The following is a 22,459-nucleotide window of genomic DNA, read 5'->3' on the forward strand; positions in this document are numbered from 1 at the left end:
AGATAGAGAGAACAACTCCATGATGAAGAACACACTCTCCGTCGTCACCCTGCTCGCTGCCGGCGTCAGCCACGCCGCGGGCTTCTCCGTCGACACCCACAGTGCCCGAGCCACCGGCATGGCCTCCACGGCCAACGCCCTGATGGATGACTCGTCGGCGGTGGCCTACAACGCCGCCAACATCCTCGGGGTGGAGAAGCTCGACGTCACCGTAGGCGACGTGGCCATCATCCCGCGGCTCACGTTCACCCCCACGGATGGACAGAAGCAGGGCTTCAAGCCGACCGTCGTTCCCCCGCCACATGCCTTCGCCGTCTACCGCATCAACGAGAAGATGGCGGCCGGCATCGGCCTCTACGTGCCATTCGGCGCGGGTTCCAACTGGGTGGATGACTTCGTAGGCCGCACCATCGGCTACGAGTCGCAGGTGGCCACCTACTTCATCAACCCGACGTTCGCCTACCAGCCCATCGACGGGCTGCGCCTCGGCGTGGGCGTGAGCCTGGTGCGTGGCACGGTGTCCATCCGCCGCAAGCTCGACTTCGTCGCGAGCGAGGGCGCCATCGAGCTCGGTGGTGGTGGCTGGGGCTTCGGCTACAACGTCGGCGCCCAGTACGAGGCCGTGGACAACTTCCTGAGCATCGGCGCTTCTTTCCGCGGCCCGAGCAAGGTGAACTTCGACGGCAAGGGCGACTTCCAGGACGTGCCCGACGCGTTCGCGGCACAGCTCCAGGACCAGCCCGTGAAGGCCGCCATCACCCTGCCCGGCACGGCGCGCGTAGGCCTGGCCCTCACGCCGCTGGAGCGGCTGAAGGTCGGCCTCGACGCGAACCTCGTGCTCTGGTCGAGCATCGATCGGTTCGGCGTCGAGTTCGAGAACCCTGCGCTCACCAGCTTCGCGCCCAAGCAGTGGAAGAACACGTGGAACTTCCACGTGGGCGCCGAGTACGGCGTGACGGAGGCGCTGGCCGTGCGCGTGGGCCTGGCGTACGACCCGTCGCCGAGCCCCGCCGAGACGCTGACTCCCGACCTGCCGGACGCCAACCGCTACAACGCGGCGGTGGGCGTGGGCTATTCGTTCAGCCCTGTGCGCGTGGACGTGGGCTACCAGTTCGCCTACCTGGATGACACCGCGAGCACCTCCCCGGCCATGCCGGGCACCTACGGCGGCATTGGTCACGCCGTGGGCCTGACCCTCGGCTACTCGATGAAGTAACGAACACTCCCGCACCGGGGCAGGGCCTAAGCGCCCTGCCTGGGTGTTCATCGCCACAGAAACTCGACGCCCGGGCCTCTCACTCGAGAAGCCCGGGCGTTGTTTTTGGGCCCATAGCCTGGGCCTTCGCTATTTTACAACTGGACAGCCAGTCACCTCCGCCATCCGTGATTAGTAGTTGAAGCGAGCAACATATATTCCACCACCAACGACCTCTGACTCACTCCATGCGATGACAGGAAAGCCGTCGGCATTGAGTTGAAGTGATAGACCGTAGGCAGACGTGTAACTGCCCGGCTTCGCACTCAATGCACCTCCGAGCATTTCCCATCCTGCGCCTGTCCACCTTCCAATGTGGACATCAAAAACATCACTACCTCCCGTCCAGGCAACCACGGCACGTCCCTCTGAATCCAACTGGAGAGAGTTTACGTCCACGACGATTGAACTCACGTTGAGATTACCTCCCAATGCTGTCCATTGGCTTCCCGTCCATCGATGTACGTAAAGCCCTCCCCTGGAACCGCTACTCTCTTGAAAACTCACGACAGGCTGACCAGCCGAATCCAGTGCAAGAGAAGTACGATGAACCGGAGTCATTCCTGGATTGACGCTGATTGGGCCTCCCAGCATCTCCCACTCCTCTGCGTTCCATCTGCTCACATACAGCGCCTCAAAGGAGTCATCGCCCATCTCCGTCCAACTCACTACAGGGCTGTCTGCAGAATCCAGTCGGAGTGAGACATCCCTTACAGGTGTATTGCCCGGCTTTGCGCTGAGTGCATTACCGACACTTGCCCAAGTAGTGCCACTCCAACGCCATACCTGAAGATTCAGAGTCGAACCATCATCTGCCGAAAATGCAACGACAGGATTGCCGCTACCATCCATCCGCAGCGATGACAGTGACGATATCGCACTGCCAGGGGACGCACTCAATGCTGTCCCGACGGACTCCCAATTACTCCCGGTCCACCGCTTGACATATATATACCGAACGGTTTTCGTTTCACTCCACGCTATGACAATCTCCCCATTGCCTGTCATCTGAAGAAGCGGACTAGCAAGAGTGCTTCCTGAGGTGACATTCAACGATCCTCCCAACTGCTCCCATTCACTCCCCGTCCAGCGCCTGACATAGCCATAGCCTCCAACCACATACGCCACAAGCGGCATGCCGGCAGCGTCCAATTGAAGGCTAGGCTGCCCTGCAACCATTGAAGGCACCTGCGGCACGGACCCTATGAAATAGAAGTCCGGCACACTCCAGTTCCAAACATCCTGAGGAACTTGGAGAGCATTTCCAGCCAAGTCTCGCAAGCCGCTCGTCAAGTTGAGGTCAACCTCTGCTGGAAGACCCATTCTCATTGAAGGAGCGACCTGGAAAAGCTGGGCATCCGCTGAGAGCGTCACATTCGTCGCGATATCGGCCCCGTTCACGCTCATTCGGACCGAGGTGCTGTTGACGGAACTCGGGTCCAATGGCTCGGAGAACGCCACTTGAACGGGGCGGCTGGCGGAAACACCCTCCGCGCCTGGCTCAGGAGTACGGATGACGACTTGGGGAGGCGTGCGGTCCACCACGACGTTCCGAGCAGCACTGGTGAATGTCTGCGCGGCTCTCCGCGCCCTCGCTACCAGCGCGTAGTTGCCTTCCGCTTTCGTCGTCGTATCCCAGCGGAAGGTGTATGGCGCGGTCAGGGTTGCCAGCAACTCGTCGCCTACGAGCAACTCCACTACATCTGGCGTCCCGCTCGTTACCTCAACGCTGACGTCTACTACGCCGTTCGTGTAGGTCGTCCCTGCTGGGGCCAGGACTCGCACGCTCAAATCCGGCAGGCTCTCGTCGGGTAAGCCTCCATCCGGGTTTGGGTTCCCTGCATCGGGAGTCTCGACGGGGTCGATTCCAGGCAGGCTGATGCAGCCGGATGCAGCGAGGAACAGCATCACTGCGAAGGATGAAGCTCGGTTTCGGTTCATGGTGACTCCTGCTCAATGCAGCAACCGTTCCGATGGGCTGCCCAGAAACCGCTCTACCTTCCCCCCACTCCACCTCGGGACCTGCTCAACGAAACTCCCTGCAATCACTGGAACTTACGATCTTTCGGCCTGTGTCCCGCAGTTCCCCTGAGGCGTCCGCCACTCCGTCCACACCACCGGACCCGTCTCCAGGCGCGGACTGGGCGTCCATGAATGAGACTCCTTGGCGAGAAGCCCTCCTGGCTTCGTTGCCTCGTCACCGTTCGGACGTCACCTCCGGAATCCATCCGCGACGGGTGAGTCCTGGGGCGATACCGTGGCGCCCCGATGAGTTCATCCAAGCCCGGACGTAACGACCCGTGCCCCTGTGGCAGCGGCAAGAAGTACAAGGTGTGTCACGCCGCCGAAGACCGCGCGCGTGACGCGCCTCCTCCCGCGACTCCCCATCCGCTCGCCAAGGACCTCCGGGCCGCCATGGATCTGCTCGGGGACCCGGATGTCTCCAAGCTGTCTGGCGCGCTCGACCACCTGGGCAAGCTGCTCTCCGCGTGGGGCCCCGCTCCCGGACTGCGCTTCGACTCCGCTGCCTTCGAGACCCATATCAGCAAGGCGCTCGAGGCCCTGCCCGATGCCGTCGAGCAGAACCCCGCCCAGACCCGCCGCGACCTCTTCATCGGCGCCGCGCGCGTGTTCGGCACCCGCGATTTCCTGAACTCCTTCCGCAACGCCCTGCTCCAGCGCGCCTCCGAGCCTTCCCGCACTCCCGAGGAGCGGTTGGCTCTGTCCGTCGGCGTGCTGCTCGCCTCCGCCTCCGAGAAGAGCAAGCAGTTCCGCCCCGAGGACATCCCCGTCCTCGATGTCATCTTCGACGTCCAGTTCCGCGAGTGGAGCACGCACCGCCACGAGCTCGCCAGCAAGCTGGATGCCCTCGTCCGCGCCGCCGAGGAGGAAGAGGAGGCGAAGCTCACGCCCGCGGGCGAGGAGGCCCTGCGTCAGGCCAACGAGGGCAACGTGGAGGCCCTCGTCCAGCACATCCAGTCGGATCCGCGCCTCTTCGAGCGCATCAACCGCGAGGCCAAGGAGCGCGCCGCCCGCGTCGAGGCCAAGCTGCGCGAGCCCGCCACCCCGCCCCTCTTCGCCCCCGAGGAGGAGTTGTGGTTCACCTGCGTCCTCTGGGAGCCCCTCGGCGCCGTGAAGCGCGCCGCCTCCGACGCCGGCACCCGCCGCGCCGCCGTGGAGAACCTCATCCGCGCCGTGAAGGGCGCCCTCGATGCCACGCTCCTCGATGGAATGCTCGAGCGCCTGCGTCAGAAGGCGAAGGACCCCGCGCTGGATGACGACGCCCGCGCCTGGTTCACCGACCTCTCCATCGCCCTGGAGGCCGAGCCCTCCCGTATGGTCATGGCCGCCCTCTTCACCGCCAGCCAGGAGGCCCAGGGCCGCTCCGCCGAGGAGATGGTCATGCTCGCCGACATCAAGGCCAAGCCCGTCTGGACGCCCGAGGACTTCGAGCCCTATCGCCAGCTCCTGGAGACCCAGGGCCTGCCCGCTGCCGCCGAGCGCATCCGCCGCAGCCAGGACTGGCTCCGCGAGCACCCCGTCTCGCTGGCCTGATCAGACGCGCAGATCGCCGTCGTGCAGATCCCGCCCGGAGAGGAGCCGGGCGGTCCGCTGCAGTCGCTCCGTGCCCACCCGCGTCAGCGCGCCGCGCATGCCCGGCTGGCTCAGGATGAGCCGCTCGAAGGCCTCCCGCTCCAGCCGCAGCACCACGCTGCCGTCCTCCGCTCGCACCGTGGCCGACACCGGCTTGCCCAACAGCAGGGAGATTTCTCCGAAGACGTCTCCCTCGCGCATCTCCGGGTACGCCTTCTCCCGCCCGTCCGGCAGCACGTGGTACGGCGTGCAGCGCCCGCGCAGCAGCAGGTAGAAGGCATTGCCCACCTGCCCCTGCTCGAGGATGGCCTTGCCGGCGGCTACCTTCAGCAGCTTGAACTCCCGCGCCACCGCCTGCTTCTGCTCCGGCTTGAGCGGGGCGAACACCGGGTTGCTGCGCAGCAGGTTCTCCACCATCCGTTCCCGGTAGAAGGCCTGCACCACCTGCCCCACCACCGGGTAGCGCTTCACCACCGGCGACAGCTTCGCCCGCGTGCATTCCAGGAGCACCACCGGCTCCATCGCCACCACGCTCGCCAGCCGCGGGCCCTCCGAAATCAACGCCAGCTCTCCGAAGAAGGCCCCCTCTTCCAACTGCCCCACCTTGCGCTTCTCTCCACCCTGGAGCTCGCGCACCACCTCCACCTTCCCCTGCACCAGCGCGAACATCGAGGCCCCGGGCTCGCCCTCCTTCACCACCGTGTGGCCCGGAGGGAAGGCGCGCACGTCCAGTTGCTCCACCACCGCCGCGAACGCCTCGCGCCCCAGCTTCGAGAACAACGGCACCACCGGCATGCCCGCCGCCGGCCCGTGCCCGTCCGGCACCAGCTCGAACTCCGCCGAGTGCGTGGCCGGCCCGTGGTGGCTCGCCTTGTCCGGCCCGCGCCACCCGTACAGGTCCGCCAGCGAGCGCTGCGTCCGCGTGTGCCCTGGTTCCAGCTTCAGCAGCGCCTTGCACGCCACGATGGCTCGCAAGAGGTGCCCGCCTCGCGCCCACGCCAGCGCCGCCTCCTCATAGGCGTCCACCGCCTCCGCGCGCCGGCCGAGCCGCTCGCGCAGCTCGCCCACGTGCTGGTGGCTGACCCCATCGTCCGGATCCGCCTTCACCACCTGCTCGTACTCGGCGAGCGCCGCCTCCACCTGGTCCAACGCCGCCAGGCGCGCGGCCTTCTCCCGGTGCCGCTGGAGCGTGTCCGTCACAACGCCCTACGCGCTCAGCGCCCGCACCCGGGCCGCCAGGTTCCGAGTGAAGAGGCGGTAGATGCGCAGCGCCGCCCCCTCATGCGTGTCCAGGTAGTGCTGGAAGCCCGCCCGTGTAATGCGCAGCGCCCGCACCGCCGTGCGCGCCCGAACATGCGCCGAGGTGGGCCCATCCTGGATGAGCGAAATCTCGCCCAGGTACGCCCCCGGCCCCAGCGTGTTGAGCCGCTTGGCGTCCGGCTCCGGGCCGCTGAACACGTCCACCGTGCCCTCCAGCAGCACGAAGAGCCCCGAGCCCTGGGCGCCCTTCTCCAACACCGTGGCCCCTTCCGGAATCAGCACCTGCTGCGCCACCCGGTACAGGTCCTTCATGTCCTCCAGCGAGAGCTCGCCGAAGATGGGAATGGCCTTCAGGTAGCCGTAGCCGCTCGTGGCCGGAGTGATTCGCGCCGCCGGCGGCACCGAGGGCGCCGTCGAGCTCGCGCCCGGCAACTGCGCCAGCACCTCGTCCGCCTCCGCGTCCCGGCCTACGCGCCGCAGCAGCCGCGCCTGCTCGGCCAGCACCGCCGGATCCTTGCGCGCATCCTCCGAGGCCCGCAGCGTGTCCACCAGCAGCGCCAGCGCGCGCCGGGGCTGCGACTCGTTGTCCAGCAGGGTGCAGATGCGAAGCACCGACTCGAGGTGCCGCGGATCATCCAACGGCACCCCGCAGAGCGCCTCCACCTCGGCGTGGACGTTGCCCAGCTCGCGGTACACCGCCGCCGCCTCCAGCGGCCGGCCCAGCCGCGCCAGGCACTGCGCCATCGACTCGCGCGCGCCCAGCCCGCGGTAGAGCTCCAGCGAGCGCTCCAGCGCCCCGCCCCGCTCGAAGGCCGCCGCCGCCTTGGCGATGTCTCCGGCGCGCATGTACGCCTCGGCCGCCTCCACCTGATTGCCGCCCTGCTCGTAGAGCGCCGCTACCTCCGCGTCCGGGCCCAGGCTCTCCGAGAGCCGCGCCGCGCCGGTGAAGTCGCGCGCCTTGCGCAGCACCTCCACCAGCCCCTTGCGCTCCTCCGCCGTGGCCGCCGCCGCCTCCCGCAGCAGCCGCTCCCGCTGGGCCGCGCTCAGGTCCTCGTAGAGCTGAACGGCCGTCTCCACCTCGTCGCGCGTGGCCAGCCACTGCACCACCTGGTAGGCGCTCCCACCGGGCGCGCCCGGCTGCCCGCTCTCATCCACGCTGTTGGACTCCGCCGGGGTTGGCTCCATGTCGTCTTCCTCTACCACGCCGGGCGATTGGCGAAGTGCCAGAATCCCTCGGCCCGAAAGTCCCACGACCGTACCGACTGGGCGAGCCCCAAGCTACCACAGCGCTTCGGAGATGGTCCGCACCAGTACGTAACCCTCCCACCTTCACCGCGCCCTCCGAAGCGCCTACCCCGCGCGGCTGAAGAGCAGGAAGTACTGGTTGGGGAGGAAGCCGTGCTCCTCGACGAAGCGGTAGCCCGCGGCCTCCATCTCCTGGCGCAGCTGCTCCGGCGGCAGCCGGTGCTCCTCGGGCGGCCCCATGGGCTGGCCCTTGCGGAAGTCGATGACGGCCACGCGGCCCTTCGGCGTGAGCATCCCCTGGAGCTTCCGGAAGTACGTCACCCGGTCCGAGATGTGGTGGTACGTGTTGACGACGAGCACCAGGTCCACCGGCTCGGGAAGCTGGGGGCTGGCGGGCGCTCCGAGCACCGGCTTCAGGTTGCCCAGTCCCTCTCGCCGCGCACGCTCTCCCAGGTAGCGCGCCATGTCCGGCTCGATGTCCACGCCGTACACCACCCCCTGGTGTACCGCCCGCGCCAGCCGCACCGCGAAGTACCCCGTGGCCGAGCCCAGGTCCGCCACCTTCGCCTCCGGCGGCAGCGCGAGCGCGGAGATGACCTCGTCCGGCTTCTGCCACGCATCCCGCGCCGGATCCTCGAAGCGCTGGGCCCACGCCTCCGCGTCCTCGAAGCGGTGGGGCATGGCGCCGTGGTGGCTCACGGAGTGCTCCGCGTGGCCGCCCTCGGGCGGGGCGTGCGCGCATGAGACCGCGAGCAGTGGTACCAGCAGCGACCCGAGGAGACGGGGACAAAAGGCGTTCGGCACGAAATCCTCCAGGGTGGACGGGGCGCGCATTCTCGCCTCCCGGGAGCGCGCCAGGCGAGCAGGCAATCGGCCTGCTGACTCCTCCGGCAATGCGCCACACCCGTTCTCACAGCCCAAGAGGATCATCCGTGGTACCCCAACCGTCTCCCAGCGGTATCGTGCGGGGCGCCGTTCGCCTGGAGCCCACCGAGATGAAGACCCTTCCCCCCTGCTGGAGATTGCTGCTGGCGCTGGTGACCTTGCGCGCCACCGCCGCGCTGGCCCACGGCGGCCTGCCCGAGACGACCAATGTTTCGCTGCGCCGTGGCAATGACAGCGATCTCATCGTGGGCGCCAGCTTCGGCGCGGTCATCTCCCGGGACAGCGGGCAGACATGGCGGTGGATCTGCCCCGAGGGCATGGGCATCGGCGCCTGGCGTCCGGAGCGCTACTTCTGGCTGACCGACGGGGACATCCTCGCCGCCACTGGCAACTCGCTGGTGCGCTCCTCGGACGGGGGCTGCACGTGGAGCATGCACCCGACCTTCAAGGACACCTGGGCCACCAGCCTCGCCGTCCACCCGACCGACGAGCGCATCATGTACGTCACCACGGGCAAGCCCTACGTGGCCAACAGCGTCTACCGCTCCGAGGACGGCGGCCAGACGTGGACGCCCATGGTGACGCCGAACGCGGAGACGCGCTACTCCGTCGTCCGCATCGCCCCGTCCGACCCCCGGCGGCTCTATGCCTCGGGCCTGGATGGCAGTGGCATGTTCCTGCTGCGCAGCGACGACGCGGGCCAGAGCTGGACGCGCCTGCCCCAGCCCCTGCCCCAGTTCCAGACGCCGTATGACTTCATCATGGTGATGGTGAGCGAGGCCTCGCCGGACGTGCTCTGGGCCAAGGTCTCCGCCCAGGGCTACAGCTACCTGCTCAAGAGCACCGATGGCGGCGCCACCATGACGCAGGTGCTGGAGGTGGCCGACATCCTCATCGGCGCGGAGGTCTCCGCGGACGGCAACACCGTGTGGGCCGCCACCCCCGTCTACCTCTACCGAGGCCGGGAGGGCGAGGCCATCGCTCCCCTGCCGCTGCCCAACGGCAACGCCTGCGCGAAGCGCTCGGGGGATGTGCTCTATGGATGCGGCTCGAGCTGGGTCCACGAGTGGGCCCTGGCGCGCAGCCGCGACGAGGGCACCACCTGGGAGCCCCTCTTCCGCCTCAAGGACATCGCCGGCTCCCACGTCTGCGGGGAGAGCACCCCCGTGCAGCAGGCCTGCCCCTCGCGCTGGCCCCAGGTCGCCGCGACGCTTGGCTCGAGTGTCGCCACCGACGGGGGCGTCCCCTCCGGCTCGGATGGCGGTACCAACGGGCCGGGGGACGGCACCTCCCCGCCTCCGCCCGCCGCGAAGGGGGGATGCAGCACCGCGAGCGGCCTGGCGCCCTCCGCCCTGTTACTCCTAACCCTCGGTCTGAGCCGCCACTCCCGGCGGCGCCAGGCCCGGAGAGACTGACCATGACGACGAGACAACGCATCCTCTGGAGTGTCTGTGCTTCCACGCTGCTGCTGGGCTCTGCCTGCGGCAAGGAAGAAGAGCCCACCGACAAGTGTGGCGAGCCGCTCTACGGTGGCTCCGCCACGGACGAGGCGTGGATGACGATGGTGGACGCGCAGAGCAAGGCGGCGGACGCCTCGCGCGCCGTCTCGCTGATGTCGCCGACCGAGGGGGAGACGTTCGCCGCCGACGCCGCGGCGCCCCGCTTCTCGTGGACCTCGCCGCTGCGCGCCTCCCTGGAGCGCGACACGCCGAGCCGCTACGCCCTGGCGCACCCGCGCGCCTCCAAGGGCGTGTTCTCGTGGCTGGGTGAGTTGCTGGTGCCCACCGCCGAGGCGCACCTGCCGCCCTTCACCGGAGACATCTACTTCGTGGAGGTGAGCGTGCCGGGCCGGGAGTGCCCGCTCCAGGTGCTCACCTCGGAGCTGGCGTGGCAGGTGGACGCCGAGTCGTGGAAGACGATGGGCGACGCGGCCGGCAAGGACCTCAAGCTCCAGGTGACGAGCGCCTACCTTCAGGACAACCGCCTCAAGGAGGGGCCCTTCCGGCTGGCGACACCGCGCGTGTTCCGCCGGGCGGCCGCCACGCCATGACGCGCACCCGACTGCTGCTGGCCGCGCTGGCACCGCTCGCCTTCGGCGCGTGCGCGGAGAGCACCTCCACCGGGCCGCTGGAGGTGCCGGAGCTGGAGTACGGCTCGGACACGGCCTGGCCCGCTCCCGAGTCGCTGCCTCCGGTGGGTCCCGCCGGGCGCCTCGTCATCACCAACAGCCTGGATGACACGCTCAGCCTGCTGGACCTGGACACGATGGGCTCGGCGAGCTGGGGGGAGCTGGCGCGCATCCCCGTGGGGCTCAACCCCGTGGAGCTGGAGGGGCCGCACCACACCGCCGCCTCTCCCGACGGCGCCTTCTATTACGTGGGCATCTCCAACTACGTGCCGGGCGGAGGCTCGGGCCCCCACGGCGCGCACGGCGCCGGCACGGCGGATGGCTACTGCCTCAAGATGGATGCGCGCACCAACCGGCTCGTGGGCTCGGTGCGCGTGGACCGCAACCCCGGCGACGTCATCCTCAGCAAGGACGGGCGCACGCTGTACCAGACGCACTTCGACCTGCTGAAGATCGCCGACGCGGCCCGGCGTGGCGTCACCGACGAGCGCCAGATGGACTCGCGCCTGGCCATCCTCGACGCGGAGACGATGACCCGCAAGGCCATGGTGCCGGTGTGCCCCGCGCCTCACGCGGTGCGCCTGTCGCCAGATTCTCGCCGCGCGTACATCGCCTGCTGGTCCGACGAGGTGGCCGTGGTGAACCTGGAGGATCCGAGCTACCCGGTGACCCGCGTGGACGTGGCCATCAACGCCGGCTCCGCCGTCACGCCCCGGCACGAGCCCTACGCGCTCACGGTGTCGCCCACCACGGGCGCGGTGTGGGTCAGCTCGCTGGCCAGCCACTCGGTGCAGTACATCGACCCCGTGACGCTCACGGCGGATCCGACGCGGACCGTCATCCTGGATGGCTCGCCGATGTTCGGCACCTTCACCGCGGACGGGCGCATCCTTTATATGCCGTACCAAAGTGTCGAGGCGATCGCGGTCATCGACGCGGCCACGGGCACCAAGAGCGACATTCCGCTGGCGCCCAGCGGCTGCATCAACGTCCACCAGGTGGAGCTGACACCGGACGAGCGCCACGGGCTCGTCGTCTGCGAGGGAGACCACGTGGGCCCCGGCACGCTGCACGTGGTGGACCTGGCCGAGCGCACGGTGGTGAAGACGGTGCGGGTGGGCCTCTATCCGGACTCGGTCGCCATCCTCCGGGGGACGCCATGAGGTGGGGACTGCTGGTAGCGGGGCTGTGGGTCGCGGGCTGTGGCGGTAGCGGTGCCACCCCGGCGGCGGACTACGGCGAGGAGCTGTTCCAGGACTCGCGCCTGTCCGAGAGCCAGTTCAACAGCTTCTCGTGCGCCACGTGCCACGCGACCACGGCCACGCCGGAGCCCGGTCGCATGAACGCGGGCTACGCGCTCCACAACGTGGCCTCGCGCCCGAACTGGTGGGGCGGCTACGAGACGCGGCTGCTGGACGCGGTGAACTTCTGCTACGTGAACTTCATGCGCGGGGTGACGCCGCTGGCGCCCGAGGACCCCAAGTCGCGCGCCCTCTACGAGTACCTGGTGCGCCTCAGCCCGGACCCGGAGGCGGCCGCCCTGCCCCTCACCGTGGTGAAGGACATCACGGACGTGCCGAGGGGAGACATCGGGCGCGGCGGTGAGGTGTACCGAGCAGCCTGCCAGACGTGTCACGGCGAGCTGCACACGGGCAAGGGGCGGATCGCCGCGAACGCCTCCGTGCTGCCCGAGGTGGTGGGCGACTACGACGCGCTCTTCCCGGGCGTGCCCAAGCAGCTCGTCGTCATCGAGAAGGTGCGGCACGGGCAGTTCTTCGGCGTGGGAGGCAACATGCCGCCCTACAGCCGAGAGGCCCTGTCGGACGCGGACCTGGGCGCGCTGCTCACGTACCTGGGGCTGTAAAGCGTCGGACCGTGGACTCCCAGCCCTCCGGGGGGCTGGGAACCGTCCACGATCGGACCTAACTTGCACGCCATGAGCCTGCGCTCGCCCATGCAGCTCACGCTCTTTGAAGTGCCGGGGGCCTCCCGCCCTGTGCCGGAGCGCTCCCGGTCTCCCCGGCCCCCGGCCGCTCCCTCTCCAACCGAGCGCTCGGTGCCCGCCCGGGCCGAGGCCCTGCCCCGCGCCGCCGGGCTGGCGCACCAGCTCTCGGAGCACCTGGGCCTGCCGGTCCACCTCACCCTCACGGACAACCGCGCCACCCTGGTCAGCTTCCGCCGCCGGCCCGAGGGGGTGCGGGTACGCGTACACCACCTGTTCCTCGACGCGCCCGAGGCCGTGGTGCGCGCCATGGCCGCCTTCGTGGGCCGGGACGAGGCCCGGGCCCGCGCCGTGCTGGAGGCCTACGCTGGCGAGCAGCGCTCCCGCGTGCGGCGCACCCGCAAGCCGGGCGCTCCGCTGAAGGCCCGGGGCCAGTGCTTCGACCTGCGAGCCCTCTACGAGCACCTGAACGCCACGTACTTCGAGGGCCACATCCAGGCGGACATCGGCTGGGCGCGCCGGCCCGGGAACAAGCGCCGGAAGACGATCCGCCTGGGGGTGTACGACGCGCGGCTGCGGGAGATCCGCGTCCACCCCGCGCTGGACCAGCCCCACGTGCCCGCTTTCGTGGTGGAGGCCGTCATCTTCCACGCCATGCTGCACCAGCTCTTCCCCGAGGCGCCGGACGGCAGCCACCCCTCGCACTCTCCGGAGTTCCTCGAGCGCGAACGTGCCTTCCCCCTGCTCGACTCCGCCCGGCGGTGGCAGCGCGAGCACCTGCGCACCCTCCTCCGTGGGTAGGCCCGAGCCTGGTCTTTCCTCTGGGTGAAGAAACCCCAGACAGCAAGGAACTTCTCGTCACGAACCGACTTCAGGGGTTGGCTCCAGGCACCGGGCCGCTGCATGCTCCGGGGTGCATGCGTTACTTCAGCGTGAACGAAGCGAGCCGGCTGATCCCTCTGCTGAACCAGACCTTCGAGAAGGTGCGCCCCTGGGTGGAGCGGGCGCAGCAGCTCGGCGAAGAGCTGGCGTCGCTGCGGAGCCAGGGCACGCGCGACGCGCACACCGAGGTGCTCCGCGAGCAGCATGACGGGCTCATCGAGCGGATCCGCGCGGAGCTGCGGCAGCTCCAGGACATGGGCATCGAGGTGAAAGCAGCCGACGGGCTGGTGGACTTCCGCGCCCAGCTCGGAGGACGGACCGTGTACCTGTGCTGGCGCTACGGCGAGAGCGCCATCGCCCACTGGCACGAGCTGGAGACGGGCTTCGCGGGACGCCAGCGCATCGAGGACCCGGAGGTATTCGCTCCCACCTACCTGAGCTGACGCCGAGGGCCGCCGTCAGGACGAGGAGAGCCCCTTGCGCAGCAGCACCAGCTTGTTGCGCGCCGAGAGGATCTGCTGGCGCAGCGACTCGGCCTGGCGGCCGATGTCCGAGAAGTCCTGCTCATCGGCGAGCTGCGTGACCGCCTGGGCCTCGTCGGCCACCTGTCCCATGCGCTCATGGAGGACATCCAAGCTGCCGGAGAGCTCGGTGTTCTGCTCAGGAGTCTTGGCCTCGGCGCGCTTGGTGGCGAAGTCCTGCATGCGCTGGTTGAGCTCGGCGGCGCTCTGGCCCAGGGCGCCGTAGCGCTCAAGCACGGACTTGAAGGTCTCGGCGCGCTGTTGGAGTTCCTGGGCGCGGGCGTTGACGGCCTCGGCCTGGGTGTGTTGCCGCTCGCGAGCGGAGGACACGGCGTTGACGAGGGCGCTCACGCTCTCGTTGAGGACGCGGTCCTGCTCGGCCACGTCGCGGAGCAGCTTGGAGGCGCGCTCCAGGCTCTTCTCGGAGTTCAGCGGGGCCTTGCGCAGCTGGTCCGCCAGGGACTCGAAGCGGCGCAGTTGATCCTCCAGGGCCTCGGCGGCGGTGGTCAGCTCGGACGCGGGCGGCTTGTCGCGCTTGCTCATGGGGCAGGCACCATGGCACGGCCGGGGCGGGTTGCCACGCCTGGAGATAGGAGAAGATGCTCGGAGCGTCTCCCATGGACATCTCCCACGGAGGGCGGCGCATGACAGCACAATTGACCCTTTCCATCTTGCTCCTGGTCATCTCCACGGCGTGCAGCACACCACGCGTGGTACGCCTCGACACGGGACGAGACGCCCCCCTCATCCACACCCCTCGCACGGACGAAGCTGCTGCGGTGGAAATGGAGGAGGTGGATTTCACCCAGGCCCTCGCGAAAGAGGCCCGGCAGTGGAGGCCCCCACCCAACCCCGAGCGAGCCGCCCGGGAACTCTTCGACGTCCCGCCGCGCAGTGGCTGGTACGGCTACACCCAGCGCCACGGGGTCGTGCCCTTGAGCGAACAGCCTTCCACTTCGCAATGGGCCCAGGTGGACGTGGCGCTGACGCAGGAATACGTGCGGTGGTGCGAGGCCACGAGCAAGCCTCGGGACTGCCTGAGGCTGCTGCTCAACAGCCCCGTGCTCAACGGAGATGGCCGCTATGCCCTCGCCATGTCCTTCGCCATGGAAGAGGTGCTGCCCGAGATGATGGCCGCCTTCAAGGACATGGCCGACCCCCAGACGATCAAGGCCGCCATCCTCTGGACGATGACCGTCTACGCCGCGATGTGGCTGGCGCCCGAACCCGTGTTCTCCAAGGGGCTGGCGACGGTCGTGACGGCCAGCTTCATCTGCTACATCGGCGTGGACACGTTCTGGACACTCATCCAGGGCTGGAGGCGACTGGTCGAAGCCGCCGACCATGCCACCTCGCTGTCGGCTCTCCGCGCGACGGGTGAGCGGTACGGCAAGGTGATGGGGCAGAACGCCGCGCGGGCCTTCGCGCTTCTCCTCACTGCGGCCATCGGTCAGACGGCCTCCAGTTTCTCGGCCAAGGTGCCTACGCTGCCAGGCTCGGCCCAGGCGTCAGTGGCGGGTGCGGCACAGACACGAATCCGACTGACCGCCGTGGCGCAGGTGGAGACCGTGGCTGTGTCTCCCCATGCGGTCACGATGGCCCTTGCCCCCGACGCGGTCGCCGCCACGGAAGAAAGCCTGCGCGGCACAGCTTCCGGCCCGGTGGAGAAGGAAGGCCCGTGGCACCACATCGCCACCGACAAATGGGCAGATGCCACCCACAGCGGAGGCCCATGGACACCAAAGTTCCAGAGAATCTTCGATCGGGCGGGTATGTCCCTGAACGATCCTGCCAACCAAGTCCGCATCCACGGACACAGAGGCCCCCACCCACAGGAGTACCACGAGCGGATCTACGAGCGACTGGAGGAAGCAACCAAGGGCTGTGGCAGCATCCAACAGTGTCGAAAGGCGCTGACGGCGGAACTCCACCGGCTGGCGAAGCAGATCTCGACCGAAGGCACCACGCTCAACAAGCTGGTGACCCGGAGCCAGTGACCCCAGGTGGCCAGCATGGCGATGAAATACTTCAAGCTCTCCCAGGACGTTGACCGCGCTGGCGGGTGGGATCTGGGCAACCCCACGGACCCACAGGGCCGGGAGGTGGAAGACCCGTGGAGGTTCCGGGAGGGCATGCCGGTTGCGCCCCCGGGGATTTTGAAGATCCCCATCGGCCGTCCGGGCAAAGCCCTCGACTTCACGCTCGCGGGATTCAGCCTCCCAGTCGTTCACGCCAAGGTCGCTTCCCTTTTCATGGAGCTGGCTCCTGGCGATGTTCAGCTTCTGCCGGTGGACATCCCAGGGCAGCCGGATCAGTTCTGCCTCCTCGTGGCCACACGGCTCATCCGGTGCATCGATGACACGGCCTCCGAGGAGGTGGAGTATTGGACGCCAGAAGATGGGCGACCGGAGAAGGTCGGACAGTATCGGGACGTCTACGGTATGCGGATCGACCCCGCGAAGGTGAGCGACGCCAAGGTCTTCCGTACCTGGGGCTGGACCGTGGCACTGATCGTCTCGGAGCAGGTCAAGGAAGCCCTGGAGCGCATCGGGACCACGGGGGCGAAGTTCAAGCAGGTGTAGCTAGGCGACCTGTTCTCGGAGCCCTGCCCACCGCCCGAGCCCAAGCGGCCCTGGCTCGCCTGCTCGCCGCAAGGGCATTCCAGGTACGCGGGGACTGCCTAGTTTTCCTCGGGGCACACATGCCCTGAGGAGGAAGCAAGGGAATGCCCAGGAGCTATAGCTTCGACCACTACACGGCAGTGAAGCCGGACACGAGCAAGCTTGGCACGGCGGACGACCGTCAGACGCCGGTCAAGAGCGAGACGCCCATGCCCGAGCAGGAGGGGATTCATTACGGGCAACGCCACGCGGAGACGATCGCCCGGTTCCAGGCGCGACACCTGGAGCGGGAGACCGAGCACCGGCTGGAAGAGGAGGCATCGCAGCTGGATGACGCGCCTCCGGACAACGTGAGCCTGTCACGGGATGAGGACTCCGAGCCCGTGGAGGCTCAGGTGGCCGAGGAAGAGCCGCCCTCGATGGAGGCCGCCACGGTGGAGGAGCCCTCGGAAGCTTCCGAGCCCCAGCAGGTGGACACCGAGCAACCCCCGATGGAGGCCGCGGCGGAGGAGAAGCGTCTGGAGTCCTCCGAGACCGTGACCCCGGAAGCCGCGCCCGTCGCGGTGCGAAAGCCGGTCCGGAAGCGTCCCGCCCAGCGAAAGACGGCCACGCGCGCGGGCGCGAAGAAGCGCGCGGAGCCGAAGCGGGCGCAGTCCACCTCCAAGGCCAAACCGGGCAAAGTCACCAAGCGAGCAGCCGTCGCCAAGAAGCCCACCGCGTCGCGAACCCCGAGCAAGGTCACCCGTGGCGCCAAGCAGGTCGCCCGCACGGGAGCGGCACGCACGGCCCGTCAGGCCAAACCCACCACCGCCAAGGCAAAACCCAAGCAGGGTGCCACACGGCGACCGACGAAACGGCGCTAGCCCCACAGCCGTGCCCTCTCACCCAAGAGGGCGCACGGCACGACAGTGACACTTCGTGCGGGTCAGGCAGGTCGTTCAGTCAACCTGACAGATTGGCCTCACAGCTTCCAACCTGCCTCTGCCCAAGTGTCCACTAAGCGCTATACTCGCACCCCGGCCAGGGACTCCACACCCAGCGGGGACGCCATGACCCGAAGCGAGCGAAGCGTCAGTCGCCTTTCCAACACCGTTGCCCTGCTGCTCATCGCGGCGTTCGCGGCGGCCTGCACCTCCGACACACCCACCATCACAGGCGTGAGCGTGCAGGCCGACTCCCCCCGGCTCCGGCCCGGGAGCACGGTCCGCCTGGTCGCCACGGTCAGCGGCAGCGGGCGCTTCGATGCGGGCGTGTCCTGGGCCATCGAGTACGGCGGCGGCACGCTCTCCAGCGAAGAGGGCGCGGAGGTGACCTACCTCGCTCCCGAGAGCGAAGGCTCCTGGGAGGTCGTCATCCGAGCCACCTCGCGGGTGGACCCCACCGTATCGGGCACCGCGAAGCTCGCGGTCTCCTCGGAGCGCGTCGCCGACCTGCTCATCACCGCCGTGCCCACCACGCTGCCCCCGGGCGGCACGGCGTCCGTGGTCGCGTTCGTCGATGGGCTCGGGGTGTTCAACCGGGACGTCACCTGGAAACTCATCGAAGGGTCGGGGCAGTTCCACCAGATGGACAACCGCTCCGCCGAGTTCCAGGCGGCCGAAGACTTCACCGGCCAGGTCATCCTCGAGGCCTCCTCCAACGAGGACCCCAGCCGCAAGCAGACGGTGACCCTCACGGTGGAGCGCCCGCTGACCGACAGCCTCTCCACGCGGATCCGCGCGCCCGGGTGCGAAGTCGACCGGGGCGCGTGGGGGTGTACGGGAGTGCCCGCCCATGACAGCAGCACCCTCCTCGCCTCCATCACCTCGGCCCATGAGTTCAACGCGCTCGCGCGCATCCCCGGAACGGACCTCCAGGCGCCCCTCGCGTACAGCACCGCCGACGCCGCCTACAGTGGCGCGCTGGACCTGCGCTCACTGAACCGGGGGCAGTACCCGCTGGAGGTGGCCGTCTCGGACACGCAGGGCCACACGCTCATCACCCCGGCGACGTTCGTGCTCGACCGTCCCCCTCGGCTGGAGGTGACGGAGCCGGCCACGTGGCAGATGGTGGGCTCCTCCCTGCGCATCCGCGCCACGTGCGGCGATGACTCCACGGAGTGCAGCCTGACCGCCAGCGTGCTGGATTCTCCGGGCACCGCTCGGCCCACCGCCCTGGGAACCCTCGACACGACCCTCGAGCTGGCCGCCGCCGAGCGCAACCCCGTGCCGCTGCACATCATCGCGGAGGACTCCCTGGGGCAGACCACCTCGCGCACCTTCTCCCTCTTCGTGGCGGACCCTGCCTTGGAGGCCGTGGCGAGAGTCCCCGGGCAGCTCGTGGACGCCGACGCCTCCCGGCTCCTCTTCACCACCGGCGGCGGCCCCAACACGGCCGCGACCGGCCTGGCGCTCATCGACCGGACCTCGGGCCAGCTCCAGACGTTGCCGATGCCCACCCAGAGCGTCATCAGCCAGGCCCGGCTGACCACCTCCGCGGCGCTGTTCCTCTCCGAGTCCGTGCCCGCCTCCGGGCTGGGCCCTCGGCTGTACCTGTATCGCAATGACGGGTTTGGCCATTACCTCCTCTTCCCCGTGGAGACGGACCGGCAGCTCCTGTCGTTCACGGCGCGGGGAGACCTCGCCCTCTGGATGACCCACCCGGACAACGAGCTGCTGCTGCGCCATCTCGTCTCCGACGCCACGGTGCGCGTGGCGGTGGCGGGCGTCTCCGAACACGACGTGGCGGAGAACGGCCTGGTCGCGTTCATGGACCCCAGCTACGACATCGTGACCTACCGGGACAACGTGACGCGCCGCCTAACGGATGATCCGGACGACCGCGTGCGCAATGGCGGCCCGCTCACGGACGGAAAGCTCGTGGTCTACAACAAGGTCACGGTCTGCTGTGGCACCCCGACCCTCACGGTGGCGCTCCACACCGGCGAGCAGGAGATCCTCCTGACGCCGCCGCGCCCCCTGGGGCCGACGTATACGCCGGGGCGCAGCTACGCGGTACACGCGGGCTGGGTGGCCTACATTGACCTGGGCTCCAACGGGCAGCGCCAGGTGTGGCTGCGCAGCCCGGAGGGCGAGACACGCCAGGTCACCGACTTCAGCACCGCGACCACGATCGAGGCGCTCGGCCCGGAGGGACGGCTCGCCGTGCGCAACGTCGTCAACGGCAAGGCGAACCTGCACGTGAGCCGCGCCGATGGCACCCTACAGGACCTCGGGCCCGTGGAGGGGCGCGCCCTCTGGCTGCAGGACGCCTGGCACGTTCTCTGGGCCGACACCCTGTTCCGGGTGCGGTAGGCCCGGCTCAGGCGAGCCGCTTGCCCTGGGTGCGTGTAGCGCGCGACGAGGGTCCACGCGTCTTCACGAGGACTGGGCGGGCGCCAGCCGGAGCGTGCCCTCCAGCGGCGCCCCGAGGCTGAGCATCAGCTGCGCCAGCGACTGCGCCGCCAGCTCGGCCGTGTTGCCCAGGCGCACCAGCATGTCGCCTACCTCGTCCGGTGAGCGCGCCAGCGCCAGCGTCTGCAGCCCCACGTCCCCTTCCCACAGCTCCATCGCCGAGGTGCGCGCTTCCCGCTCGAACTGCGCCGGGTCCAGGTTGTTGCGCTCACACACCCGCATGCGCGCCAGGTTCCGCCACAACATGACTTCCTGGTCCGCCAGCCGCAGCTCCACGTGCCAGCGGCCCTCCAGCCCCTCGGCCTCCCCGCGCAGCCCCTTGGCCAGCGCCGCCACCGTGGCCGGCGTGAGGTGGCTGAAGACGACCGACAGGTCCCCGCGCGTCTGCTGCCCGGTCGAGTCGATGACCACGTACCAGAGCACCATCCGGCCGGTGAAGCGCGCCGAGGAGCGGACCTCCACGCTCCCATCGTCATACTCGGCCGACCACTGCGCGTTCACCACGCGCTCGGCATCCAGCCGCCGGAACTGCCGCAGGAAGCCCAGCTCCGCGCCCGGGCTGCGCTGCTGCGTGAAGACCGCCACCCGGCCCGAGCGCAGCACCCCACGCTCCGGCTCCGCCAGGGGCACCTCGCCCGTGGCCACGAAGTGCCCGTAGGCCTCGAGCGCGCCCGGCCGCGACAACTCCAGGTCCGCCGTCCGCCCCAGCGAGCGCTCCAGGGGCATCAGCGTGTTGCCGCCACCCGCGTTGCCCAGCGGCTCCAGGCCCGCGAACGGATCCTCCACCTGCCCCGCCGTGGACGTGGTGGTGACGCGCAACGTCTGGGCCCCGAGCCGGCTCACCTCGTGGAGCTTGCCCTGCTCTCCGGGCCGCTCCGTGCCAGACACCTCCCAGCGCAGGGTGCTGCCCTCCGGCAGCGTCATCGGCTCCCGCAAGTCCAGCGGCGGCAGCGCGCCGGCGCGCAGCTCGGCCGCCACCGTGACGGTGGTCTCCAGGTAGCAGGCCGGGGGAACCTCCTTCACCCACGACACGCCGGCCGTGCTCCCCGCGTTGAGCAGCAGCACATAGGTGTCCTGCAGGTCCTCGCTCACCAGCGTCTCGGGCAAGGTGGCCGGCAAACCGCCCTCGGAGCCGGCCGGACCACCGGTCGCCTCCTCGAACGCCGCCGCGCTGGTACCTGGCAAGACTCTGTCCACCGCCATGAGCTCCCCCACAGAGAGGCTGAAACGGAGCGTGCCCCCTGGACCTATCACGCTCCCCCGGATGCTGTCCGCTCATCCGGTGGTTCTGGAAGTTCCCTCTCGCCTGCCCCACATCCAGGCATGACGCGGGTGCTCGCGGCTCCCACCGCGCGCACGCAGCTTACAAGGCACAGGTCCACCGAGGTGACACGCGCATGGATTCTCTATTCTCCGTCCTGGTGACGGGTGCTACAGGCCAGCAAGGGGGCGCGGTGGCCCGTCACCTGCTCCGGCGGGGCTACCACGTCCTGGCCCTTACCCGTCGCATGGACTCCCCCGCCGCCCGAGCCCTGCAGGCCCAGGGCGCCGAGCTGGTGCAGGGGGACTTCGAGGACCGGGACTCGCTCGAGGCCGCCGTCCGCCGCGCCGACATGCTCTTCGCCATGGCCACCCCCTTCCAAGCCGGCATCGAGGCCGAGGTGCGCCACGGCCTGCACCTCATCGATGCGGCCCGGCACGTGGGCGTCAAACACTTCGTCTACTCCTCGGTGGCCGGGGCGGACCGGCGCACCGGCATCCCCCACTTCGACAGCAAGCACGAGGTGGAGCGCTACCTGCGCCACGCGAACCTGCCCTACACCATCATCGCCCCCACCTTCTTCATGGAGAACTTCACCGGCTCCATGTTCCGCGAGGGCCTCCAGGCCGGGCAGCTCGCCCTGCCGCTGGCTCCATCGCATGGACTGCAGTTGGTGTCCGTGGAGGACCTGGGTGCCTTCGTCGGCCGGGTGCTCGCTTTCCCCGAGGACTTCCTGGGCGAGCGCATCGAGGTCGCCTCGGACGAGGTGACGGGGCACCAGGCCGCCGACCTGCTCTCGTACGTGAGTGGCCACCGCATCCACTACCACCAGCTACCGCTGGAGCTGGTGCGCGAGCAGAGCGAGGACCTGGCCCGCATGTACGAGTGGATCGACCGCGTGGGCTACCACGCCGACATCCTCACCCTGCGCCACGAGTTCCCCGACGTGGGCTGGCACACCTTCGAGGAGTGGGCCCGGGGCCAGGAATGGCACTTCATCGGCGCCGCGGCCCGTCTGGACATGGGCTCCAGCGCACACTGAACCGACCCCTGGGAGACTTCCTCCCAGGAGTCGGGCTTTTGTGGGGGCTGGGCGAGCCGCTCAATGCAGCAGCACGCGCTCGTGGGGAGGAAGCCGCTCGTAGCGAGACTTGATCAGCCGCTCCTCCTCGGGCAGCCCCAGGCCACGTCGGATGTCCGACCCTCTCCAGGGATGACCGAAGAGCGGGCCGAGCAGACACACGTCCAAAGCACCCGCCATCAACGGCACCAACCCCAGCAGCGCCACCGCTCCGCCGCGCGAAGAGCCCGATGAGAGCCCTCCGCAGACCAGCCCGGCCCCGGCCAGGATGCGGATCCAGCGCCCCGGGCGCGAAGCCATGAACCCCACGAGCATGAACCACCTCCTGCTCGAAGATGGGCACGCATGAGGGCTGCTTCAGTAGCCCCCCCAGCGCTTCCCGCGCGCCTGCC

At 69.0% G+C, this 22,459-nt stretch carries 20 protein-coding genes; 13 read left to right on the forward strand and 7 right to left on the reverse strand.

The window, feature by feature from the left end:
• The first annotated feature begins 19 nt into the window (after positions 1-19).
• Positions 20-1,216, forward strand: a complete 1,197-nt coding sequence (locus tag SYV04_RS26990; RefSeq protein ID WP_321548792.1) for an OmpP1/FadL family transporter — start codon at positions 20-22, stop codon at positions 1,214-1,216.
• 171 nt (positions 1,217-1,387) lie between these two features.
• Here the strand turns inward: SYV04_RS26990 and SYV04_RS26995 are convergent, their stop codons facing one another.
• A complete protein-coding gene (locus SYV04_RS26995) occupies positions 1,388-3,196 on the reverse strand; it encodes an Ig-like domain-containing protein (RefSeq protein ID WP_321548793.1) in 1,809 nt (602 codons plus the stop codon).
• 327 nt (positions 3,197-3,523) lie between these two features.
• Between SYV04_RS26995 and SYV04_RS27000 the strand changes: the two genes are divergently transcribed.
• A complete protein-coding gene (locus tag SYV04_RS27000; protein WP_321548794.1) occupies positions 3,524-4,810 on the forward strand; it encodes a YecA family protein in 1,287 nt (428 codons plus the stop codon).
• Here SYV04_RS27000 and SYV04_RS27005 read toward each other — a convergent pair whose 3' ends face one another.
• The 3 genes from SYV04_RS27005 to SYV04_RS27015 form a co-directional block, all read right to left on the reverse strand.
• Positions 4,811-6,049, reverse strand: a complete 1,239-nt coding sequence (locus tag SYV04_RS27005; protein ID WP_321548795.1) for a cyclic nucleotide-binding domain-containing protein — start codon at positions 6,047-6,049, stop codon at positions 4,811-4,813.
• Positions 6,050-6,055: 6 nt separating this feature from the next.
• The gene (locus SYV04_RS27010) at positions 6,056-7,294 is read right to left on the reverse strand and encodes a cyclic nucleotide-binding domain-containing protein (protein ID WP_321548796.1); all 1,239 of its coding nucleotides are present in this window, start codon (positions 7,292-7,294) and stop codon (positions 6,056-6,058) included.
• A 165-nt stretch (positions 7,295-7,459) separates the two neighbouring features.
• Positions 7,460-8,053 (reverse strand): class I SAM-dependent methyltransferase, encoded by a 594-nt coding sequence (locus SYV04_RS27015; RefSeq protein WP_321548797.1) that lies wholly within the window; start codon positions 8,051-8,053, stop codon positions 7,460-7,462.
• A 296-nt stretch (positions 8,054-8,349) separates the two neighbouring features.
• On the opposite strand from SYV04_RS27015, the gene SYV04_RS27020 reads away from it, so the two are divergent.
• The 6 genes from SYV04_RS27020 to SYV04_RS27045 all read left to right on the forward strand — a co-directional run bounded on the left by SYV04_RS27020 (position 8,350) and on the right by SYV04_RS27045 (position 13,634).
• Positions 8,350-9,654: a WD40/YVTN/BNR-like repeat-containing protein gene (locus tag SYV04_RS27020; RefSeq protein WP_321548798.1), complete on the forward strand. Its 1,305-nt coding sequence runs from the start codon at positions 8,350-8,352 to the stop codon at positions 9,652-9,654.
• Positions 9,655-9,656: 2 nt separating this feature from the next.
• Positions 9,657-10,289, forward strand: a complete 633-nt coding sequence (locus SYV04_RS27025) for a hypothetical protein (RefSeq protein ID WP_321548799.1) — start codon at positions 9,657-9,659, stop codon at positions 10,287-10,289.
• Entirely contained in the window at positions 10,286-11,530 is a 1,245-nt protein-coding gene (locus SYV04_RS27030; RefSeq protein WP_321548800.1) for a YncE family protein, read from the forward strand. Before SYV04_RS27025 ends, SYV04_RS27030 begins: the two co-directional genes overlap by 4 nt.
• A complete protein-coding gene (locus SYV04_RS27035) occupies positions 11,527-12,231 on the forward strand; it encodes a c-type cytochrome (protein WP_321548801.1) in 705 nt (234 codons plus the stop codon). The genes SYV04_RS27030 and SYV04_RS27035 overlap by 4 nt, the downstream gene beginning before the upstream one ends.
• Positions 12,232-12,303: 72 nt before the next feature.
• Positions 12,304-13,110: a hypothetical protein gene (locus SYV04_RS27040; RefSeq protein ID WP_321548802.1), complete on the forward strand. Its 807-nt coding sequence runs from the start codon at positions 12,304-12,306 to the stop codon at positions 13,108-13,110.
• Between the two features lie 116 nt (positions 13,111-13,226).
• Entirely contained in the window at positions 13,227-13,634 is a 408-nt protein-coding gene (locus tag SYV04_RS27045) for a DUF2203 domain-containing protein (RefSeq protein ID WP_321548803.1), read from the forward strand.
• Between the two features lie 15 nt (positions 13,635-13,649).
• Here the strand turns inward: SYV04_RS27045 and SYV04_RS27050 are convergent, their stop codons facing one another.
• The gene (locus tag SYV04_RS27050; RefSeq protein ID WP_321548804.1) at positions 13,650-14,255 is read right to left on the reverse strand and encodes a hypothetical protein; all 606 of its coding nucleotides are present in this window, start codon (positions 14,253-14,255) and stop codon (positions 13,650-13,652) included.
• 101 nt (positions 14,256-14,356) lie between these two features.
• Between SYV04_RS27050 and SYV04_RS27055 the strand changes: the two genes are divergently transcribed.
• The 4 genes from SYV04_RS27055 to SYV04_RS27070 all read left to right on the forward strand — a co-directional run bounded on the left by SYV04_RS27055 (position 14,357) and on the right by SYV04_RS27070 (position 19,626).
• Positions 14,357-15,709 (forward strand): AHH domain-containing protein, encoded by a 1,353-nt coding sequence (locus SYV04_RS27055; RefSeq protein ID WP_321548805.1) that lies wholly within the window; start codon positions 14,357-14,359, stop codon positions 15,707-15,709.
• Positions 15,710-15,724: 15 nt separating this feature from the next.
• Positions 15,725-16,294 carry an imm11 family protein gene (locus SYV04_RS27060; protein WP_321548806.1) on the forward strand — a complete coding sequence of 190 codons (570 nt, stop codon included), beginning with the start codon at positions 15,725-15,727 and terminating at the stop codon, positions 16,292-16,294.
• Positions 16,295-16,437: 143 nt separating this feature from the next.
• Complete coding sequence (locus tag SYV04_RS27065) at positions 16,438-17,196, forward strand: hypothetical protein (RefSeq protein WP_321548807.1); 759 nt, start codon at positions 16,438-16,440, stop codon at positions 17,194-17,196.
• Positions 17,197-17,382: 186 nt separating this feature from the next.
• The gene (locus SYV04_RS27070; protein WP_321548808.1) at positions 17,383-19,626 is read left to right on the forward strand and encodes a hypothetical protein; all 2,244 of its coding nucleotides are present in this window, start codon (positions 17,383-17,385) and stop codon (positions 19,624-19,626) included.
• A 63-nt stretch (positions 19,627-19,689) separates the two neighbouring features.
• Here SYV04_RS27070 and SYV04_RS27075 read toward each other — a convergent pair whose 3' ends face one another.
• Positions 19,690-20,922, reverse strand: coding sequence for a hypothetical protein (locus SYV04_RS27075; protein WP_321548809.1), 1,233 nt, complete (start codon positions 20,920-20,922; stop codon positions 19,690-19,692).
• Between the two features lie 200 nt (positions 20,923-21,122).
• On the opposite strand from SYV04_RS27075, the gene SYV04_RS27080 reads away from it, so the two are divergent.
• Positions 21,123-22,028 (forward strand): NmrA/HSCARG family protein, encoded by a 906-nt coding sequence (locus tag SYV04_RS27080; protein WP_321548810.1) that lies wholly within the window; start codon positions 21,123-21,125, stop codon positions 22,026-22,028.
• 60 nt (positions 22,029-22,088) lie between these two features.
• On the opposite strand, the gene SYV04_RS27085 is transcribed toward SYV04_RS27080, so the two are convergent.
• A complete protein-coding gene (locus tag SYV04_RS27085) occupies positions 22,089-22,382 on the reverse strand; it encodes a YgaP-like transmembrane domain (RefSeq protein WP_321548811.1) in 294 nt (97 codons plus the stop codon).
• Positions 22,383-22,459: the final 77 nt, after the last annotated feature.

This window comes from Hyalangium ruber (genome assembly GCF_034259325.1).
Lineage (GTDB): Bacteria > Myxococcota > Myxococcia > Myxococcales > Myxococcaceae > Hyalangium_A > Hyalangium_A rubrum.